This window comes from Streptomyces sp. WAC04114 (assembly GCF_019733245.1).
Classification (GTDB): Bacteria; Actinomycetota; Actinomycetes; order Streptomycetales; family Streptomycetaceae; genus Streptomyces; species Streptomyces massasporeus_A.
In genome coordinates this window covers 21,313-41,315 of the sequence record NZ_JAIGQA010000053.1, presented here as the reverse complement: position 1 = coordinate 41,315, position 20,003 = coordinate 21,313, and the positions used below count along the sequence as shown (strand labels likewise).

At 70.9% G+C, this 20,003-nt stretch carries 16 protein-coding genes and 2 pseudogenes; 11 read left to right on the top strand and 7 right to left on the bottom strand.

Translation table 11 applies throughout. From position 1 onward, the window contains the following. Positions 1–180 (bottom strand): annotated as a pseudogene (locus K4G64_RS16700) (N-acetylmuramoyl-L-alanine amidase); the annotation flags it as partial. A gap of 149 nt (positions 181–329) precedes the next feature. Here K4G64_RS16700 and K4G64_RS16695 point away from each other — a divergent pair. From K4G64_RS16695 to K4G64_RS16675, 5 genes are all read left to right on the top strand, one after another. Then, positions 330–1,100, top strand: a complete 771-nt coding sequence (locus tag K4G64_RS16695; protein WP_221756826.1) for a TIGR03089 family protein — start codon at positions 330–332, stop codon at positions 1,098–1,100. A 258-nt stretch (positions 1,101–1,358) separates the two neighbouring features. Further along, entirely contained in the window at positions 1,359–2,477 is a 1,119-nt protein-coding gene (locus K4G64_RS16690) for an LCP family protein (protein ID WP_221756829.1), read from the top strand. A 242-nt stretch (positions 2,478–2,719) separates the two neighbouring features. After that, positions 2,720–4,459 (top strand): LCP family protein, encoded by a 1,740-nt coding sequence (locus K4G64_RS16685; protein ID WP_221756825.1) that lies wholly within the window; start codon positions 2,720–2,722, stop codon positions 4,457–4,459. A 233-nt stretch (positions 4,460–4,692) separates the two neighbouring features. Beyond that, a complete protein-coding gene (locus tag K4G64_RS16680; RefSeq protein ID WP_221756824.1) occupies positions 4,693–6,447 on the top strand; it encodes an LCP family protein in 1,755 nt (584 codons plus the stop codon). 225 nt (positions 6,448–6,672) lie between these two features. Next, complete coding sequence (locus K4G64_RS16675; protein ID WP_221756823.1) at positions 6,673–8,334, top strand: LCP family protein; 1,662 nt, start codon at positions 6,673–6,675, stop codon at positions 8,332–8,334. A gap of 75 nt (positions 8,335–8,409) precedes the next feature. Here the strand turns inward: K4G64_RS16675 and K4G64_RS16670 are convergent. Further along, positions 8,410–8,708, bottom strand: a pseudogene (locus tag K4G64_RS16670) (ABC transporter permease); the annotation flags it as partial. Between the two features lie 101 nt (positions 8,709–8,809). After that, positions 8,810–9,847: a glycosyltransferase family 2 protein gene (locus tag K4G64_RS16665; RefSeq protein WP_221756822.1), complete on the bottom strand. Its 1,038-nt coding sequence runs from the start codon at positions 9,845–9,847 to the stop codon at positions 8,810–8,812. A gap of 126 nt (positions 9,848–9,973) precedes the next feature. Here K4G64_RS16665 and K4G64_RS16660 point away from each other — a divergent pair, with 126 nt between their 5' ends. Next, positions 9,974–11,455: an LCP family protein gene (locus K4G64_RS16660; RefSeq protein WP_221756821.1), complete on the top strand. Its 1,482-nt coding sequence runs from the start codon at positions 9,974–9,976 to the stop codon at positions 11,453–11,455. A 261-nt stretch (positions 11,456–11,716) separates the two neighbouring features. Here the strand turns inward: K4G64_RS16660 and K4G64_RS16655 are convergent, their stop codons facing one another. Beyond that, entirely contained in the window at positions 11,717–12,274 is a 558-nt protein-coding gene (locus tag K4G64_RS16655; RefSeq protein WP_260460539.1) for an acyl-CoA thioesterase, read from the bottom strand. A 119-nt stretch (positions 12,275–12,393) separates the two neighbouring features. Here K4G64_RS16655 and K4G64_RS16650 point away from each other — a divergent pair, with 119 nt between their 5' ends. Then, positions 12,394–13,692 (top strand): LCP family protein, encoded by a 1,299-nt coding sequence (locus K4G64_RS16650; RefSeq protein WP_221756819.1) that lies wholly within the window; start codon positions 12,394–12,396, stop codon positions 13,690–13,692. A gap of 88 nt (positions 13,693–13,780) precedes the next feature. Here K4G64_RS16650 and K4G64_RS16645 read toward each other — a convergent pair whose 3' ends face one another. Next, positions 13,781–14,149: a four-helix bundle copper-binding protein gene (locus K4G64_RS16645; protein ID WP_221756818.1), complete on the bottom strand. Its 369-nt coding sequence runs from the start codon at positions 14,147–14,149 to the stop codon at positions 13,781–13,783. A gap of 244 nt (positions 14,150–14,393) precedes the next feature. Here K4G64_RS16645 and K4G64_RS16640 point away from each other — a divergent pair, with 244 nt between their 5' ends. Beyond that, a complete protein-coding gene (locus tag K4G64_RS16640) occupies positions 14,394–15,599 on the top strand; it encodes a phosphatidylserine/phosphatidylglycerophosphate/cardiolipin synthase family protein (protein ID WP_221756817.1) in 1,206 nt (401 codons plus the stop codon). Between the two features lie 54 nt (positions 15,600–15,653). Here K4G64_RS16640 and K4G64_RS16635 read toward each other — a convergent pair whose 3' ends face one another. Beyond that, the gene (locus K4G64_RS16635; protein WP_221756816.1) at positions 15,654–16,811 is read right to left on the bottom strand and encodes an acyl-CoA dehydrogenase; all 1,158 of its coding nucleotides are present in this window, start codon (positions 16,809–16,811) and stop codon (positions 15,654–15,656) included. A 188-nt stretch (positions 16,812–16,999) separates the two neighbouring features. On the opposite strand from K4G64_RS16635, the gene K4G64_RS16630 reads away from it, so the two are divergent. Continuing rightward, positions 17,000–18,343: a UDP-glucose/GDP-mannose dehydrogenase family protein gene (locus K4G64_RS16630; protein ID WP_221756815.1), complete on the top strand. Its 1,344-nt coding sequence runs from the start codon at positions 17,000–17,002 to the stop codon at positions 18,341–18,343. A gap of 229 nt (positions 18,344–18,572) precedes the next feature. On the opposite strand, the gene K4G64_RS16625 is transcribed toward K4G64_RS16630, so the two are convergent. After that, positions 18,573–19,079, bottom strand: a complete 507-nt coding sequence (locus K4G64_RS16625) for a CGNR zinc finger domain-containing protein (protein ID WP_221756814.1) — start codon at positions 19,077–19,079, stop codon at positions 18,573–18,575. Positions 19,080–19,195: 116 nt separating this feature from the next. Between K4G64_RS16625 and K4G64_RS16620 the strand changes: the two genes are divergently transcribed. Together K4G64_RS16620 and K4G64_RS16615 are read left to right on the top strand one after the other, a co-directional pair. Continuing rightward, the gene (locus tag K4G64_RS16620; RefSeq protein WP_221756813.1) at positions 19,196–19,567 is read left to right on the top strand and encodes a VOC family protein; all 372 of its coding nucleotides are present in this window, start codon (positions 19,196–19,198) and stop codon (positions 19,565–19,567) included. Positions 19,568–19,581: 14 nt separating this feature from the next. Next, positions 19,582–19,974 (top strand): VOC family protein, encoded by a 393-nt coding sequence (locus tag K4G64_RS16615; protein ID WP_221756812.1) that lies wholly within the window; start codon positions 19,582–19,584, stop codon positions 19,972–19,974. The last annotated feature ends 29 nt before the right edge of the window (positions 19,975–20,003 follow it).

Below are 20,003 nucleotides of genomic sequence, written 5' to 3'. Positions count from 1 at the left end.
CGGCTCCGCGGCGCGCCGGTCGGACGGGGTGGTGGCCGGGGTCCCCGCGTGGGGCGCGGGTCTCGCGGCTTCCGCGGCCGGCACCGGTCTCGCCGTCGCCGCGTGGGCCGGAGGGGTGAGGGGGAGGGCCAGAGCGGCCGCACAGGTGACACCGATCGAGGAAGCAAGGAATCCACGCATGCCCCTGATCTTGGACATAGTCGTACAAGTCTGTCTATTTGGGAGTTGACGGGACGTCGGTCGGAGTTCCGCCGAACCGGTGGCGGATTCGGGGCGCCGCGGTGGGCGGGCCGTTGGGCGGGGACCCGTGCGTTGCGTACGCTTGCGCGGTGAACGCCACCGATCGCACCCCTGCCGACCTGCTGGGTTCCGCGCTCGCCGCGGATCCGGGACGCCCCCTGGTGACCTTCTACGACGACGCCACGGGCGAACGCGTCGAACTGTCCGTGGCCACCTTCGCCAATTGGGTGGCCAAGACCGCGAACCTCCTCCAGGACGAGCTGTCCGTCGAGCCCGGGGACCGGGTGGCGCTGCTGCTGCCCGCGCACTGGCAGACGGCGGTGTGGCTGTTGGCGTGTGCGTCGGTGGGAGTCGTCGCGGACGTGTCCGGCGATGCCCGGGCGGCCGACGTCGTGGTGAGCGGGCCGGACCGGCTGGAGGAGGCCCGGGCGTGCTCCGGTGCGCGGATCGCGATGGCGCTGCGGCCTCTCGGGGGGCGGTTCCCGCAGGCACCCGAGGGCTTCACCGACTACGCGGTGGAGGTGCCGGGGCAGGGTGACCGGTTCGTGCCGTACGCGCCCGTGGATCCGGAGGCGCCCGCGCTGGTCGTGGCCGGGCGGGAGTTCAGCGGAGCCGAGGTGGTCGAGCGCGCCCGGGCGGAGGCGACGGCGCTGGGGCTGACCGGGCCCGGGTCGCGGATCCTGTCGGGGCTGCCGTACGACACGTGGGAGGGGCTGCACGCCGGCCTGTACGGGCCGCTGGCCACCGGGGGTTCCGTGGTGCTGTGCCGGCATCTGGAGCAGGCCGGGGACGGGGTGCTGGACAAGCGGGTGGAGAGCGAACGGGTCACGACGATCGCCCGCGGCGCGGCGGGCCACTAGGCCGCTCCCGCGAGGGTCCGTTCCCCCGGGTATGGCCCCGCGGCGCCATGGGGCCTCCCGCGCGCGGCGCTCGGGGTCACGCCGGGTGTCGCGGGGCCGACGGGGCCTTGCGAACCCCGGGACTTTGCGTGAGGGCGGGGCGCTCCGGGGCCGGCGGGGCTTTCTTGGCCCGGCGGGGGCTTTGCGAGCCCAGGACGTTGCGTGACGGCGGGGCTTTCCAGGACCGGCGGGGCCTTCGCTGGGCCAGCGGGGCCTTCACTGGGCCGGCGGGACCTTTCCTGGGCCGGCGGGGTCGGCTGGGCCGTCTACGCCAAGCTCAGCGGGAACATCACCCCCGACGAGGCCGCCGCGGCCGAGCTCGAGAAGTACGACAAGGAGCGGCCCACCTCCCTGGTCAAGGACGCCCGGAACATCCTGCTGATCGGGTCGGACTCGCGCGAGGGGAGCGACAACGCCCGCTACGGGCGGGACTCCGGCACCGAGCGGTCCGACACCACGATCCTGCTGCACCTGTCCGCGGGCCGGGGCAGCGCCACCGCCGTCTCCCTCCCCCGGGACCTGATGGTGAACCTGCCAGGCTGCCGGCGCCCGGACGGGTCCCGCAGCGCGCCCCGGTTCGCCATGTTCAACCAGGCCTTCCAGCTGGGCGGTTCGGCCTGCACGATCCGGACCGTGGAGAAGCTGACCGACATCCGCGTCGACCATCACGTCGTCGTCGACTTCCATGGCTTCAAGGAGATGGTCGACGCGGTCGACGGCGTCCAGGTGTGCCTGCGGGAGCCGATCGACGACCGGGCCGCCAAGCTACGGCTGCCCGCTGGGCGCGTGACCCTGAACGGCGAGCAGGCACTCGGCTACGTCCGGGCCCGCAAGACCCTCGGCGACGGCAGTGACACCGAGCGGATGGAGCGGCAGCAGCGATTCCTCGGGGCACTCGTCAACAAGGTGCGCAGCAATGACGTCCTGCTGAATCCGGCGAAACTGTATCCCGTGCTGGACGCCGCCACGTCGTCTCTCACCACCGACCCGAAACTGGCCAGCTTGCGTGGTTTGTACGAACTCGTGCGCGGCCTGCGCGACATCCCCATGGAACAAGTGCAATTCCTGACCGTCCCCCGGGAGTCGTATGCGTACGACACCAATCGCGACCAACTCGTGGAGCCCGCGGCGGAGAGGCTCTTCGAGCGGCTGCGGACGGACGCGCCGGTGGTCGTCGAGGGGGGCGGCCTGCAGAATCAGGCCCCGCTGAGGCTCCCCGACACGCGTGACGGGTCGTACGGGGATTCACTTCCGGGCCCTTATCGCGGGCCCTCCGTCACCGTTTCTCCTCCACCGACGTTTCGGGGGAACACGGCAGCCGAGGACACCTGTGAGTAAAGCGGGCACCAAGGCCACTCCAAGGCAATGGGCCCCGCACCCAGGAAATGGGCGAATTGCCCAGGTGTAGGGACGTGGAATGGGTCACCGTCGTGGCTCGGCGCGGAATGGGGCGGTTAGTGTGAGCGATCCGGTGCGCCCGGCTCTGAGGGACGGTCCTGAGGTCGCGCACTGAGTGACCGAGACCCGGGCGCCGTGGAGGGGGAAGGCGCCGCGTGCCCCGACGGAGGAATCAGGCAACCGTGGACGCGCAAGGCCGTGGGCGGGCGGACGACATCGACCCCGCCGACCAGTGGGTGCTCAACCCGAACACCGGCGAATACGAACTGCGACTGGGGCACTCCGCCCCGCAGTCGGGCGTCCCCGCGCCCCGCAGGCCACGGCCCTCCGAGGAGGCCCCGCCGGCCCGCGGCCGCACGGACGCACCCGGCCGGTCGCGACCCGAGACGCCCGGGCGAGCGGTGCCGCCGCCGCGCAGACGCCGCGGGGCGCCGGAGGAGCCGCTGCCGGGCCGGCGCGGACGGCGTCCGGCGAAGGCCTCGAAGGGCAAGAAGGTCCTGCTGTGGACCGGCGGCACAATGGCGTTCGTGCTGGTCGCGGGTGCGGGCGCGGCGTACTTCTACATCGAGCACCTGAACGGCAACATAGCGTCGGTCTCCGACGACGGCGCGAGCACCGGTGGCTTCAGCAAGGACAAGGCCATCAACATCCTGCTGATCGGCACGGACAAGCGCACCGGCAAGGGCAACGGCAGCTACGGCGATGCGGGCAGTGTCGGGCACGCCGACACCACGATCCTCCTGCACGTCTCCAAGGACCGTTCGAACGCGACCGCGCTGAGCATCCCGCGTGACCTGATCACCGACGTGCCGGACTGCCCGACCACGCAGGAGGACGGCACGCAGAAGGTCATCCCCGGCACGCGGCAGGCCCGCTTCAACACGAGCCTCGGCCAGGACGGCCGCACGCCCAGCTGCACCATGCGGACCGTGACCGAGCTGACCGGGGTCAAGCCGGACAACTTCATGGTCGCGGACTTCAACGCGGTCAAGACGCTGACCAGCGCGGTCGGCGGGGTCGAGGTCTGCGTGGGCAAGGACGTCGACGACCCGGACTCGCACCTCAAGCTGTCCAAGGGCACCCACACCATCGAGGGCGAGCAGGCCCTGGCCTTCGTGCGCACCCGGCACGCCGTCGGCTTCGGCGGGGACCTGAGCCGGATCGAGCTGCAACAGCAGTTCCTGAGCGCGCTGATGCGCAAGCTGAAGTCCAACGACACCCTCACCAGCCCGTCGAAGATGCTCGACCTGGCCGAGGCGGGCACCGAGGCGCTGACCGTGGACTCGCAGCTGGACAGCATCGGCAAGCTGAAGGACCTCGGTCTGGAGCTGGGCAAGCTCAATACCAAGAACCTGACGTTCACCACCGTTCCGGTCATCGACAACCCGACCGAGAAGGTGAAGGCCACGGTCGTGCTGAACGAGTCGACGGCCCCGCAGGTCTTCGGCATGATCAGGAACGACGTCTCCTTCACCGCCGTCAAGGAGCAGAAGAAGAAGGAGGCCGCCGCGGTCGCCGCCCGGCTGAAGGGCGCCAAGTCCCCGGCCTCCGAGGTGCGGGTGCGGGTCCTCAACGGCGGTGCCGTCGCCGGCAGCGCCCAGGAGACGCTGAGCTGGCTGCAGAACGAGGAGGGCGTGACCAAGTCGGAGAACGCCGGCAACGCGCCCGCCTCGCTGGCGAAGACCACCCTCGAGTACGCGCCGGACCAGGCCGACCAGGCCCGCCGGCTCGCCGGCATCATGGGCCTGCCCGGGTCCGCGATGAAGCCGGGCGAGAGCGTGACCAACGACCAGGGGCTGCCCGCGATGACGCTCACCCTCGGCAAGGACTTCGAGGGGGCGGGGGTCTCCCTCGCCGCACCTTCAAAGGCACCGGAGGGCGTGCAGAAGTCCACCGCCGACAAGGTGGAGTGCGCCAAGTGACGTGCATTCCCTTCGCGTTCGCCGAAGTTCCTTCAAACAAATGGGTGGGATTGCCCAGTTGTGAGAACGTGGAATTTCTCACCCACGTCGCTTGACGCCGAAGTGTGCGGATAGTGTGTGCGATCCAGTGCTCTCACCCATGAGCTCCGTCCTGGGGGCGTGCACTGCTTCACCAGCACCGAGCGCCTTCCGGGGGAGGGCGCCGCGTGGCCCGACGGAGGAATCAGGCAACCGTGGACGCGCAAGGCCGTGGGCGGGCGGACGACTTCGACCCCGCAGACCAGTGGGTACTCAACCCGAACACCGGCGAATACGAACTGCGACTGGCCCCTTCCGCAGCGCAGTCGTCCGTTCCCGGGCCCCGTGGTTCCAGCGGCCGCGGCACGGCCGGAAGGGGCGGCGCGGCCCGCACCGGCCGGACCGCCCCCGCCCGGCGTCCCGGTGCGGCCCCACCCGACGGTGAGGCCCCTTCCACGCGCAGACGCACCGGCGCCCCGGCCGACGCGGCCGCGGGGCGCCGCGGGCGCCGTCCGGTGCAGAAGAAGGCGAAGGGCAAGAAGGTCCTGATGTGGACCGGCGGCACGCTGGCCTTCGTCCTGATCGGGGCGAGCGGGGCCGCGTACCTCTACTACGAGCATCTCAACAACAACATCACGTCCGTCTCCGACGACGGCGCCGGCACCGGCGGGTTCAGCAAGGACCGCGCGATCAACATCCTGCTGATCGGCACCGACAAGCGCACCGGCAAGGGCAACGAGGGCTACGGCGACAAGGACAGCGCCGGGCACGCGGACACCACGCTCGTACTGCACGTGTCCAAGGACCGGTCGAACGCCACGGTGCTCAGCATTCCCCGTGACCTGATCACCGACATCCCGGACTGTCCGACGACGCAGGAGGACGGCTCGGAGAAGATCATCCCGGGCAAGCAGCGCACCCGCTTCAACAACAGCCTCGGGCAGGAGGACCGGACGCCGAGCTGCACCATGCGCACGATCACCGAGCTGACCGGGCTGAAGATGGACCACTTCATGGTGGCCGACTTCAACGCGGTCAAGACGCTGACCAGCGCGGTGGGCGGTGTCGACGTCTGTCTGGCCAAGGACATCAAGGACCCCGACTCCAAACTCGACCTGCCCAAGGGCGAGCACACGATCGAGGGCGAGCAGGCCCTGGCCTTCGTCCGCACGCGGCACTCCGTGGGATTCGGCGGCGACCTGAGCCGGATCGAGCTGCAACAGCAGTTCCTGGGCTCGATGATGCGCAAGCTGAAGTCCAACGACACCCTCACCAGCCCGTCAAAGATGATCAAGCTGGCGGAGGCGGGCACCAAGGCGCTGACCGTCGACGACCGGATCAGCACGATCAAGAAGCTGGCCGATCTCGGGGCGGAACTGGGCAAGTTCGACACGAAGAACCTCACGTTCGCCACCGTGCCGGTCGTCGACAACCCGGCGGAGCAGGTCAAGGCGACGGTGGTTCTGAAGGAGCCTCAGGCCCAGCAGCTGTTCGCGATGGTCCGGGACGACGTGTCGCTGACCGAGGTGAAGCAGGAGAAGAAGAAGGAGAAGGCCGCCGAGGCCGCCCGGCTGAAGGGCACCAAGGCGCCGGCCTCCGAGGTGCGGGTGCGGATCCTCAACGGCGGCGCCGTCGCCGGCAGCGCCCAGGAGACCCTCAGCTGGCTGCAGGTCCAGGAGGGCGTGACCAAGTCCGAGAACGCGGGCAACGCCGAGCAGCCGCTGGCGAAGACCACCCTGGAATACGGGCCCGACGAGGCGGACCAGGCGCGTCGGCTCGCGGAGATCATGGGCCTGTCGGGGGCGGCGCTCAAGCCGGGCAAGAGCGTGACCAACTCCCAGGGCGTCCCCGCGATGACGCTGACCCTGGGCAAGGACTTCGAGGGTGCGGGCGTGCCGCTCACGACTCCGGAGAAGGTGCCGGAGGACGTGCAGAAGGCCACGGCCGACAAGGTCGAGTGCGCGAAGTGACCTGAGCGTCCCGTTCCGCGTCTCACAGATGGACGGAGCATGCCCGGACGAATCGGCCGGGTGTACATCCGACCGGGCATGTCAGTGGTCCAACCAGGAGCGGGCACGAGCGTGCTCCGGCGGAGCGGCGGGGGAACCCGCGTTTCGCACGGACACGGGTCACCCGTGATCCGAACATGACGCGGGCGATCCCGTGGGTCGGCCGTAGGGGTGGGAGGCAGGGGTATGGCGCAGAGTGACGTGCGCGGAGGCAGCACACGGCACGATTCGGGCGGCCTGGCCCAGGACGAGCGTCCGGGGACGGCGGCGCCCGCGGGGGGCGGGAGCGAGGGGGACACGGGCGACGGTCACGGCCGGCGGCGTGGCCGTCGGCGCGGCGGGGGCCGCCGGATATTGCGCTGGTCCGCGATCGTGCTGTCGGTCCTGATACTCGGGACGGCCGGCGCCGGATACCTCTACTACCGCCATCTCAACGGCAACATCGACAAGGGCAAGCGCAACGCCGGCGAGTCCGACGTCAAGAAGACCGGGCCCAACGCGGACGGCCAGACCCCGCTCAACATCCTGCTGATCGGTTCCGACAGCCGGAACTCCGCGGAGAACGTCAAGCTCGGCGGCGGCCGGGACAACGTCGGCAGCAAGCCCCTGGCGGACGTGCAGATGCTCCTGCACGTCTCGGCGGACCGCGAGAGCGCGTCCGTGGTGAGCATCCCGCGGGACACCCGGGTGGACATCCCGAAGTGCATCGACCCCGACACCGGCGAGACCTACCCGGCCAAGAACACGATCATCAACGAGACGCTCCAGCGCGGCGGCCCGGGCTGCACCCTGGCCACCTGGCAGAACCTGACCGGCGTGTACATCGACCACTGGATGATGGTCGACTTCGCCGGAGTGGTGGACATGGCGGACGCCGTCGGCGGCGTCCCGGTCTGCGTCAACCAGAACGTGTGGGACCGGCCGCTGCCCGGCCAGGGCGGCGGCTCGGGGCTGAAGCTGAAGCGCGGCACGCACAAGGTGCAGGGCAAGCAGGCGTTGCAGTGGCTGCGCACCCGCCACGCCTGGGGCAGTGACCCGCTGCGCGCCAAGGCGCAGCACATGTACATGAACGCCATGATCCGGACGCTCAAGCAGCAGAACGTCTTCACCGACACCGGCCGCCTGATGGGCCTGGCCGAGTCGGGCACCAAGGCGCTGAAGGTGTCCGAGGAGATCGGCACGGTCAAGGAGCTGTACGACGTCGGCATGCAGCTGAAGTCCGTCCCGACCAACCGCATCACGATGACGACGATGCCGTGGATCGAGGACCCCCTGGACCGCAACCACCTCGTGCCCAAGCCCGAGGACGCCGCCAAGATGTGGGCGATGCTGCGCGACGACATCTCCTTCGACAAGGCCGGGAAGGCCCGCGCCGACGCGGCCTCGGGCCCGTCCCCGGCGTCGGTGGAGGCCACGGGTCCCGCCGCCGCGCCGGCCGCGGGCCTCTCGGTCTCCGTCGTCAACGGCACGGCCAGTGATCAGCAGGCCGCCGTTCCCCGGCGGGCCGCCGCGATCGTGGCCGCGCTGCAGCAGGAGGGCTTCAGCCGGGCCGTCGCCTCCGGGCAGCAGGATCCGCATGGCCGGACCCAGGTGACGTACCCGAAGAGCACCGGGGAGCAGGGCCGGGCCAACGCGCTGTCGGTGGCGAAGGCGGTCGGCATCCCGAGCAGCCAGGTGCGGGCCACGGACGACCTGACCACCACGCTGACCATCGGCAGCGACTGGCGGGAGGGCACGACCTACCCGAAGCAGAAGGCTCCCGAGGCGGGCGACCTGCCCGACTCCGCGGACGCGCTGAGCGCGGACAAGAAGGAGTGCATGGACGTGTACAAGCCCTACCAGTGGTGAACGCGTCCGCGGCATGAAGGAGCGGGGCCCGCCGTCCGGGAGGACGACGGGCCCCCTTTCGTATGCGCGGGCGGTTCAGCGGCGAGGTGCCTCGGCCGGCTGGCTGCGGCTGGCGCGCCAGGCCGGGTAGAGCCGGGCGAGCCCACCGGTGGCCCGGCCGACCAGGGGGGCGGTCACCGCCGTCGCCGGATGGATGACCGGCGTCCACTCGCGGTGGACGGCCATGACGACGACGGTCACCGTCCCGAGGCTCGTGCCGACCAGGCCGCCGAGCGCGCCGGCTCGGCCAGGAACTGGACGGTGATGTGCCGCCCCCGGGCGCCGAGCGCGCGGCGCAGGCCGCTCTCCCCGGTGCGCTCCAGCACGGCGACGAGCGGCCGGGGCCCGCTGACCGACGGGACCGGCACCGCACTCCGGCGTGCGCACACGCCAGGTGGCCCTCCCCGTCCGGGGAGGGGCCCCTGGCCGCGTCGGGTCAGCTCGCGGTGGCGTCCGCACGCACCGCGGGGCGCCGGGAGGCGATGACCTTCCTCGCCAGCGCCCGCGGGCTGGTCAGGAAGCCCCAGCCCCACGACATGTGCATCGTGGCCAGCGCCACGGGGATCTGCAGCCGCGCCTTCAGCGGTAGGCCCTTGCCCGCCGGCAGCGAGCCGAGCAGGATCGCCGCGAGGTAGCCGCCGGGCACGACGAAGCCCCACGGCGTCAGCAGGGCGCCCACCAGGATCCCGGCCCCGATCGCGCACACGGCGGCCGGCGGGGCGAGGTAGCGCAGGTTGATCGAGCCCTCGTGGAAACGGGCGACCACGTGCCGCCAGCGGCCGTAGTCCTTGTACTGCTTGGCCAGGGCCTTCACGCTCGGCCGCGGGCGGTACGACACCTTGAGCTCGGGCGAGAACCAGATCAGGCCACCGGCCTCACGGATACGGAAGTTCAGCTCCCAGTCCTGGGCGCGGATGAACTCCACGTTGTATCCGCCCTGCTGCTCCAGTGCCTCGCGCCGGAACACACCGAGGTAGACGGTCTCGGCCGGACCGGCCTGGCCGCCGGTGTGGAAGGCGGCGTTGCCGACCCCGATCTTCGAGGTCATCGCGGCGGCGACCGCGTGCTCCCAGTCGTTCTCGCCCTCGGCGTGCATGATGCCGCCGACGTTCTGCGCGCCGGTCTCCTCCAGGAGCCGTACGGCGGTCGCGATGTAGTTCGGCGAGAGCATGCCGTGCCCGTCGACGCGGACGACGATCGGGTGCCGGGAGGCGTTGATCGCCGCGTTCAGCGCCGCGGGCGTACGGCCGGTGGGGTTGGGGACGGTGTGGATACGCGCGTCTTCGGCAACGAGCTCGGCGGCGATCTCGTCCGTGCGGTCCGTGGACGGACCGAGGGCGATCACGACCTCCATCTCGCCGGCGTACTCCTGCGCGAGGATCGCTTGGACTGCTCCCCGCAGATGCCGCTCCTCGTTGAGGACGGGCATGATCACGGAAACGGCGGGGTGCCGCACGTCGGGATTGGCGTTCATAGGGGCCTCACGTTACCGCGAACGGGGGACAGCATTGCGCGCCGCCGGGGCGGTGGCGCGGGCCGCAGATCGTATCGGCCTACGGTTTCACGGATCCCACGTACGGCCGTCGTCCGGAGGTGCCCCATGCCCACACCGCCGCGGTCCCCTCGGTCCACCGCCGCTCCCCGCCGCCGCACGCAGCCGCCCGCTCCCCGCCGCGCTCCCCGCAGGTCCGCACCGCCCGCGCGGCGGCCGCGCTGGGCCATGCGGGCGGTCACCACGCTGTCGGTGGTGGTCCTCGCCTCCGCCGGCATCGGGCACGCGGTCATGACCAGCCTGGACGCGGACATCGCCCGGGTCGACCCCTTCAAGGACATGAAGAACCGCCCGCAGGCGGGCCACGGCATGAACGTCCTGCTGGTCGGCACGGACGGCCGCGAGAAGATCAGCAAGGAGGAGCGCCGCAAGTACCGGCTGGGCGGCGCGCCCTGCCACTGCACCGACACGATCATGATCGTGCACATCTCCGAGGACCGGGAACGGGCCAGCGTGGTGAGCCTGCCGCGCGACTCGTACGCGGTGACGCCGGCGCATGTCGACCGGGTGTCCGGCAAGCGGCACCACGGACACCCCGTCAAGCTGAACGCCGCGTACGCCGAGGGCGGGCCGCAACTGACCGTGCGCACGGTCGAGAGCATGACGAAGGTGAAGATCGACCACTACCTGGAGGTCGACTTCACCAGCTTCATGAAGACGGTGGACGTGGTCGGGGGCGTCCAGATCTGCACCGCCGACCCCCTCAAGGACAGCTACACCGGCCTGAACCTGCCGGCCGGGCGGCACACGCTCGCGGGCGGGCAGGCGCTCCAATTCGTCCGCGCCCGGCACGTCGACGGGGCGTCCGACCTGGGCCGCATGAAGCGGCAGCAGCGTTTCATGGCGGCCCTGGTGGAACGGCTCACCTCGTCCGGGATCCTCCTCAACCCGATGAAGTTCCGGGACGCGACCCGGGCGGTGCTCGGCTCCGTACGGGCCGACAAGGGCTTCGGCACGGACGAGATGCTGGAACTGGGCCGCGCCATGCGGAACTTCTCCCCCTCCTCCTCCGAGTTCACGACCGTCCCGATCGGGCGGATGGGGTTCGCCGTGAAGGGCGTCGGCTCGACGCTGAAGTGGGACCCGGTGAAGTCGGAGCGGCTCTTCCACGCCCTGCGCAAGGACCAGCCGCTGTCCTTGCACCGGCCGCACGGCGCGGCCCGGGTCGTCCCCGTAGCCCCGCAGCAGATCCGCGTCCAGGTGGAGAACGGCACCGGCGCGCCCGGCCTCGGCCGCCGCGTGGACGCGGCCCTGGCCTCGACGGGCTTCCGCACGACCCACACCCCCGTGAACTCCGCCACCCGTGACGTGAAACGCACGGTCGTCGCCTACGACCCCCGCTGGGACCGCTCGGCCCGATCCCTGGCGGCGGCCCTGCCGGGCAGCGAACTGCGGGTGGTCAAGGGCTTGGGCGCGACCCTGAAGGTGATCGCGGGCCCCGACTTCGAACGCGTCCGCAAGGTACGCGCCGAGGACCCGGGGCAGGGCGAGTTCGGGGTGGTACGGGGGGACGAGGTGGCGTGCAGCTAGGGGCGACGACGTCCGTGCAATCCGGCAGCGGCGCATGCCCCCAGGGGCGCGGGGAACTGCGCGACAAGCCCCCACACACCCAAGGCCGGAGTCCAGCGCGCCCTGTCGTGGCGTTCGTGTAGGCAGGCGGCGCATGCCCCCAGGGGCGCGGGGAACTGCGCGACAAACCCCCACGCACCCGAGGCCAAAGTCCAGCGCGCCCTCCCACGGCGTCAGCGAAATACCAAGGAGGCGCGCGGCGTCAACGCCCGGCCGGGCCGGTCAGTCCTCGATGCCCTCTGCTGCTCGCTTCTCGCGGAGGTCCATGATCGCTCGGCGGCGGGCCAGGCGGTGGGTGCGGCGGATCTGGGCCTCCTGGTAGCGGCGCTTGTCGCGCTCGGTCTCCGGGAGGACCGGCGGGACCCGGCGGGGCTTGCCGTCGGCGTCGACCGCGGCGAAGACGAGATACGCGGAGCCGACCTGCGTGGCCGGGGCGGACTCGTTCCAGCGTTCGGCCAGGACCCGGACGCCGACCTCCATGGACGTCCGGCCGGTCCAGTTGACCTGGGCCTTGACGTGCACCAGGTCACCGACGCGGACCGGCTCCAGGAACGCCATCTCGTCCATGGACGCGGTGACCGCAGGCCCGCCGGAGTGCCGCCCGGCCACGGCCCCCGCCGCGTCGTCGACCAGCTTCATGATCACCCCACCGTGCACGGTCCCCAGAAGGTTCGTGTCGTTGTGGGTCATGATGTGGCTGAGGGTGGTGCGGGACGCCGAAGTCGGCTTGCCCGGGATATCCGTACTGCCGGAATCCGCAGCTGGGGCCTGGTCTGTCATGGCCCCCACCTTATGCCGAGGCGGCATGAGGGGGATTTGTGTCAGCTTCGCCACAGCCGTGCTCTGATTTTCCGACGACTCTTGTATGGGCCACTACGGAGACCGGCACACTGGGGCGCATGAATGACTGGCCCGAGGGATACACCGGCGACAACCGCGGCAGCCGCTACGGACGTGGCAGCTCGAGCGCACAGCCCGAGAGCGCCCGTGTCATGCGGCAGGTCCGCCGCGGTCCGGCGGCATCGCCCGGGCAGGCGGGATACGGCGGCGCCCCGCCGTACGGCGGCGGAGTGCCGCAGCAGCCGTCGTACGTAGACGGGGGCTACGGCACCGGCGACGGCTACGACAGCGGCTACAACACCGGCCAGGTCTACGGCTCCCCCGGCGGCAGAGGCCCCGGCGGTCCAGACGACGGCCTGTACGAGCCGCGCCCCGCCCCGAACTGGCGCCGCCGGATCAAGGTGACGACCATCACGCTGGTGACCCTGCTGGTCGTGACGAGCGTCGCCACGTACTTCTGGGCCGATTCCAAGCTCAACCGCGACGTCGACCTGTCGAAGGTCATCGAGCGTCCGGAGGCGGGCGAGGGCACGAACTACCTGATCGTCGGCTCCGACAGCCGCAAGGGCATGTCGGCCGAGGAGAAGAAGAAGCTGCACACCGGCTCCGCCGAGGGCAAGCGCACGGACTCGATGATGATCCTGCACACCGGCGGCGGCGCCCCGACGCTGATCTCGCTGCCGCGCGACTCGAACATCACGATCCCGTCGTTCAAGGGCTCCGGCTCCGGCAAGCTCTACCCGAACACCGGCCGCCAGACGAAGCTGAACGCGGCCTACGCCGAGGACGGCCCGGAGCTGCTGGTGCGCACCGTGGAGGCCAACACGGGCCTGCACATCGACCACTACGTGGAGATCGGCTTCGCCGGCTTCGCGAACATCGTGGACGCGGTCGGCGGCGTCGAGATGGACATCCCGCAGGACATCAAGGACACCAAGTCCGGCGCGGACCTCAAGAAGGGCAAGCAGACGCTGAACGGCGAGCAGGCCCTCGCCTTCGTCCGCACCCGCTACGCGCTCGCCGGCTCCGACCTGGACCGTACGAAGAACCAGCAGAAGTTCCTCTCGGCCCTGGCCAACCAGGTCGCCACCCCGGCCACGGTCCTCAACCCCTTCAAGCTGTACCCGACCATGAGCGCCGGCCTGGACACCCTCGTGGTCGACAAGGACATGAGCCTGTTCGACCTGGCGTCGATGTTCTGGGCGATGAAGGGCGTCAGCGGCGGCGAGGGCAAGTCGATGAACATGCCGATCGCGGGCAACAGCGCCAACGGCAACCTCCAGTGGGACACCGCGAAGGTGAAGACGCTGGTGAGCCAGCTGAAGAACGACGAGCAGGTCACCGTCTCGGGCAACTGAGCGGACACCGCCCCGGACGACCGGGCGGGCAGGCAGCGGAAGGGGGGCACCGGTCCGGGTGCCCCCCTTCCGCTGTCTGCGGCGGTTCTCACATCGACGCGGCCGACATCGAGCGGCAACTCTCGGCGCAGCGGCGACACGCCTCGGCACAGCGCATCATCTGCGCGTCGTCCGGCATGGACATACACGCCTCGGCACACATGTCACAGGCCCGGGCGCACATCGCGCACATCTCGGCCATCAGGGGCGAGCGGCGCATCATCATGTCGGCGCACATGCGCGTCATCTCGGCGCAGTCCATGACCGTGCGCATGATCTGCATCTGGGCCGGGCCGCCCATCTGCAGGCAGGAGCTCATGGTCTCCTCGCACACGCTGTGGCAGGTCATGCACGCCTGGACGCAGTCCTGCATCTCCTTGCTCAGCGGGGTGGTGGTGGCGGCGGGCTGCTGGGTCATGTCGTCCTCCAGGGGGTGGCGGGAGCCGCGGTTCGACACCCGCACCTCTCGTCCTACGCCTGTGACCCCATGAGCACCACAGGGCGGACCCACCCGTGTGCGGTGCTCTTCCGGTTGTGAGGCACGACGCACCGGGCCCTGCGTGAAACAGCCCGCAGCGGCAAAACGGGGTGCAGGTGCGCCGGGGGCCCGGCGTCGCCGGGGCGGGGGCGGCGAGAGACACGTGCAGGGGGGAGACCCGAACATGACACAACAGACGTACGACGAGACGAGAACTCCGGAGCCGAGAGGGCCCGAGGAGCAGAAACAGCGGCTGCGCAGACGGCTGGAGCGGCTGCTCGGTATCGCCGCGACCGAGGGCAACGAACTCGTGCCGTTGCGCAACGGCGATGAGATCTTCCCGGCGATGCTGGCGGCCATCCGGGCCGCGGAGCACACGGTCGACATGATGACGTTCGTGTACTGGCGGGGCGAGGTCGCCCACGAGTTCGCCGCGGCCCTGGCCGAGCGGGCCCGGGCGGGTGTCCGGGTGCGGCTGCTGCTGGACGGCTTCGGGGCGAAGGAGATAGAGCGGGACCTGCTGAACGCCATGGACGAGGCCGGCGTCCAGGTGGCATGGTTCCGCAGACCCTCCCGCCTGTCGCCGATGCGGCAGAACCACCGCTGCCACCGCAAGGTGCTGGTCACCGACGAGCACACCGCCTTCACCGGGGGCGTGGGCATCGCGGAGGAATGGTGCGGCGACGCGCGCAACCCGGACGAGTGGCGCGACACCCACGTGCAGGTCCGCGGCCCCGCCGTGGACGGCATCGCCGCGGCCTTCGCGCAGAACTGGGCCGAGTGCCACGACGACCTCTACGACGAGCACGACCGCTTCACCGCCCAGGAGCAGCCGGGCCGGGCCACGGTCCAGGTGGTGCGGGGCTCGGCCTCCTTCGGCTGGCAGGACATGCAGACGGTCCTGCGGGTCCTGATCACCTCGGCGCAGGAACGGCTGCGGCTGGAGACGGCCTACTTCGCCCCCGACACCTACTTCATCGACCTGCTGGCCGCCGCGGCCCGCCGCGGGGTCCGGGTCGAGATCCTGCTGCCCGGCCCGCACACCGACCAGCGGGCGTGCCTGCTGGCCGGACGGCAGCACTACCAGACGCTGGTCGACGCCGGTGTGGAGGTGCGGGAGTACCAGCCGACCATGCTCCACACGAAGATCATCACGGTGGACGGGGTCTGCTCCCTCATCGGCTCCACCAACTTCAACCGCCGCTCCATGGAGCACGACGAGGAGGTCGTCCTCGCCGTCCTCGACGAGGACTTCACCGCGCGGCTCGACGCCGACTTCGAGGCCGACCGCAAGCACAGCGACCCGATCGACCCGGCCCGCTGGAAGCGCCGCCCGCTGTCCGAGCGCCTGGCCGAGGCCGCGGTGACCCCGATCCGGCGGTTCCTGTGAGACACGTCGGCCCCCGGCACGAGCCGGGGGCCGAGGAGCGTCCGCAGGGTCGGGTTACGGCAGGTTGCGCGCCATGACGATGCGCTGGACCTGGTTCGTGCCCTCGTAGATCTGCGTGATCTTCGCGTCGCGCATCATGCGCTCCACCGGGTAGTCGCGCGTGTAGCCGTAGCCGCCGAGGAGCTGGACCGCGTCCGTGGTGACCTCCATCGCCACGTCCGACGCGAAGCACTTGGCGGCGGCGCCGAGGTAGGTGAGGTCGGCGTCGACGCGCTGGGAGGCGGCGGCGGCCTGGTAGGTCAGGGCGCGGGCGGCCGAGATCTTCATGGCCATGTCGGCGAGCATGAACTGGATGCCCTGGAAGTCGGCGATCGGCTTGCCGAACTGCTTGCGCTCCTGGACGTAGCCCTTGGCGTAGTCGAGGGCGCCCTGGGCGATGCCGAGGGCCTGGGCGGCGATGGTGATGCGGGTGTGGTCGAGGGTCTTCATCGCCGTCGCGAAGCCGGTGCCCTCCTCGCCGATCATGCGGTCGGCGGGGATGCGGACGTTGTCGAGGTAGACCTCGCGGGTCGGGGAGCCCTTGATGCCGAGCTTCTTCTCGGGGGCGCCGAAGGAGACGCCCTCGTCGGACTTCTCGACGACGAAGGCGGAGATGCCCTTGGAGCGCTTGGTGGGGTCGGTGACGGCCATCACCGTGTAGTACTCGGACTCGCCGGCGTTGGTGATCCAGCGCTTCACGCCGTTGAGGATCCAGTGGTCGCCGTCGCGGACGGCCTTGGTCTTCATGCCGGCGGCGTCGGAGCCGGCGTCCGGCTCGGAGAGGCAGTAGGAGAACATGCCCTCGCCCTTGGCGAGCGGTGTCATGTACTTCTTCTTCAGGTCCTCGGAGCCGGAGAGGATCACCGGCAGGGAGCCCAGCTTGTTCACGGCCGGGATGAGGGAGGAGGAGGCGCAGACCCGGGCGACCTCCTCGATCACTATGACGGTGGCCAGCGCGTCCGCGCCGGAGCCGCCGTACTCCTCGGGTACGTGCACGGCGTGCAGGTCGTTCGCGACCAGCGCCTGGAGGGCCTCGCGCGGGAAGCGGGCCTCCTCGTCCACCGCGGCGGCGTGCGGCGCGATCTTCGCCTCGGCCAGGGAGCGGACGGCGTCACGGAGCATGTCGTGCTCCTCGGACGGGCGGTACAGGTCGAAGTCAGCCGATCCGGCCAAGGTCTCTCACGCTCCAAAACGCTGCGATGCTGACGCTAACTACCGTTAAGTAATCAAAAGTTTATGGGGTCGCCCACGCGAGTGATACGTGAGCTAGGCGACAGCGGAGAAGTTGCCCAGTGAAGCGCGCTGCCATGCCCCGGCTATGCTCGGGCGCGCACCGCATGCCGTAGACCCCTGGAGTACCCATGGCCCTGAAGATCACCGTGATCGGCACCGGTTATCTCGGCGCGACACACGCGGCGGCCATGGCCGAACTGGGCTTCGAGGTGCTCGCCCTCGACGTGGTGCGCGAGAAGATCGAGAAGCTGGAGCGCGCCGAGGCCCCGATGTACGAGCCGGGTCTCGAGGAGCTGCTGCGCCGGCACGTCGCCGGCATCGAGGGTTCCAGCGGCCGGCTGCGCTTCACCCAGGACTGGGCGGAGATCGGCGCGTTCGGCGATGTGCACTTCGTCTGTGTGAACACCCCGCAGCGGCACGGCGAGTACGCCTGCGACATGAGCTACGTCGACGCCGCGATCGCCTCCCTGGCCCCGCATCTGCACCGTCCGGCGCTGGTCGTCGGCAAGTCGACCGTGCCGGTCGGCTCCGCGGACCGCCTCGCGGCCTACCTGGCCGCGCACGCGCCCGCCGGTCAGGACGCCGAGCTGGCGTGGAACCCGGAGTTCCTGCGCGAGGGCTTCGCCGTCGACGACACGCTGCACCCCGACCGTCTCGTGGTGGGCGTGCGCAGTGAGCGCGCCGAGAAGCTGCTGCGGGAGGTGTATGCGACACCGATCGCCGAGGGCTCGCCGTTCGTGGTGACCGACTTCCCGACCTCGGAGCTGGTGAAGACCTCCGCGAACTCCTTCCTCGCCACCAAGATCTCGTTCATCAACGCCATGGCGGAGGTGTGCGAGGCCGCGGGCGGTGACGTGGCCAAGCTGGCGGAGGCCATCGGCTACGACGACCGGATCGGAAAGAAGTTCCTGCGGGCCGGGATCGGCTTCGGCGGCGGGTGCCTGCCGAAGGACATCCGGGCGTTCATGGCGCGCGCCGGTGAACTGGGCGCGGACCAGGCGCTGACGTTCCTGCGGGAGATCGACTCGATCAACATGCGCCAGCGCGGGCAGATGGTGGAGCTGGCCCGGCAGGCGCTGGGCGGCGGGCCGTTCCTGGGCAAGCGGGTGGCGGTGCTGGGCGCGACCTTCAAGCCCGACTCGGACGACGTGCGGGACTCGCCCGCGCTGAACGTCGCCGGGCAGATCCACCTGCAGGGCGGCCAGGTCACGGTCTACGACCCGAAGGGCATGGACAACGCCCGCGGTGTGTTCCCGACGCTCGGCTACGCCGACTCGGCGCTGGACGCCGTGCGCGGGGCCGACATCGTGCTGCATCTGACGGAGTGGCGGGAGTTCCGCGAGCTGGACGCCGAGGCGCTCGGCGAGGTCGCCGCGGCGCGGGTCATCCTGGACGGCCGCAACGCCCTGGACCCGGAGCTGTGGCGCAAGGCCGGCTGGACGTACCGGGCGATGGGGCGTCCCCGGGCCTGAGCGCGAGGCGCGTCATACGGACGACGCCGGTTCGGCCGAGGCTCAGTCGGCCGAAGCGGCGTCTTCGTGCATTCTGCCCCACCGGGCCGTGCGGCGGGCCGTCCATACCTTTTTGGGCCGGTAGCGGCTGTACCACTGTGGCCCGCAGGCCGCTGTACCTCTCCGGACCCGGCGGCGGCTTGATCTCGTCGGCCCGGAAACTGCTGTACCTCTGTGGGCCCGGTGGTGGCTACACGTCCTTGGCCCGGTAGCGGCGCATTTTAGCGCGGGCTCCGCAGACCTGCATGGAGCACCAGCGGCCGCGGCCTGCCGGGCTGCGGTCGTAGTAGGCCCAGTGGCAGTCGGTGGCCGCGCAGGCCTTGAGGCGTGTCCAGGTGCCGGCGACCAGGGCCTGCGCGACGGCCTCGGCCACGCGCGCGTGCAGGGAGCGGCCGTCGGCGGGGGCGAGGGCGGCCGAGCCGTCCGCCGCGTCGACCGTGACGAGGAGCGGGGCCTCGGCCAGGAGCTCGCCGAGCGGGGTGACGTCGCGGTGCGGCGGGTGGCCGGCGTGGGCGAGCAGCGTCGCGCGCAGGGACTCGCGCAGGGTGCGGGCCCGGTCCGCCTCGTCCGCGGTGACGCCGAGGCGCGCCCGGCCCTCGGCTGTGTCCAGCGCGTCGGCGCCGGACTCCAGGTCCAGCGTGTTCACCAGGGCCTCGACCAGGGTCAGGCCTCCGGGCGCGGGCGATCTCTCCATCATGGCTGGACCGTACCTCTCGCGATTCTCCTTGCGAGGTTACCGCCAATGGGGGAGCATGGAGTAACGGTTACTGGTTGCCCGGCTCTGCGGGTAACGGCGACTTCAAGGAGGAAGTCATGGCTCTCGCCAAACTGGGTGTCGTCGTCCTGGACTGTCCCGACCCGCGCGCACTGGCCGGTTTCTACGCCGAGGTGCTCGGCGGCACACCGACGGTGGAGACCGACGGGGAGGACGAGTGGGTCGATCTGAAGATGCCGGGCGGCACACCCCTGGCCTTCCAGACCTCCGCCGGGTACGTACCGCCGCGGTGGCCCTCCCCCGACGGCTCCCAGCAGTTCCACCTCGACCTCGTGGTGGACGACCTGGACGCGGCCGAGAAGGGCGTGCTCGCGCTCGGCGCGAAGCCGCTGGACGCGGACGACCGGGAGCGGACCTTCCGGGTTTACGCCGACCCTGCCGGGCACCCGTTCTGCCTCTGCGCCTGCTGACACCGGGAGGCCCCATGCCCGCCGTGGCACGTTTCCGTTCCGTGGTCGTCGACTGCCCCGAACCCCGCGAACTGGCCCACTTCTACGCCCGGGTCGGCGGCGGCACACCGGAGGACGACGACCCCGACTGGGTGGTGCTGCGCGTCCCCGGCGGGCCCCGGCTCGCCTTCCAGCGCTCTCCCGGCTACACGGCGCCGGAGTGGCCGCGGGCCGACCGCAACGCCCAGCAGTTCCACCTCGACTTCGACGCCGGTTCGACCTGGGACGAGATCGACGCGGCCGAGGAGCGGGTGCTGGCGCTGGGCGCGCGGGTGCTGGACAAGGAGGACGACGAGAAGAAGGACTTCCGCGTCTACGCCGATCCGGTGGGGCACCCGTTCTGCCTGTGCCGGATCGAGCACGACTGAGCCTCGGGGCCGGTCGAACCGAGCAGCGC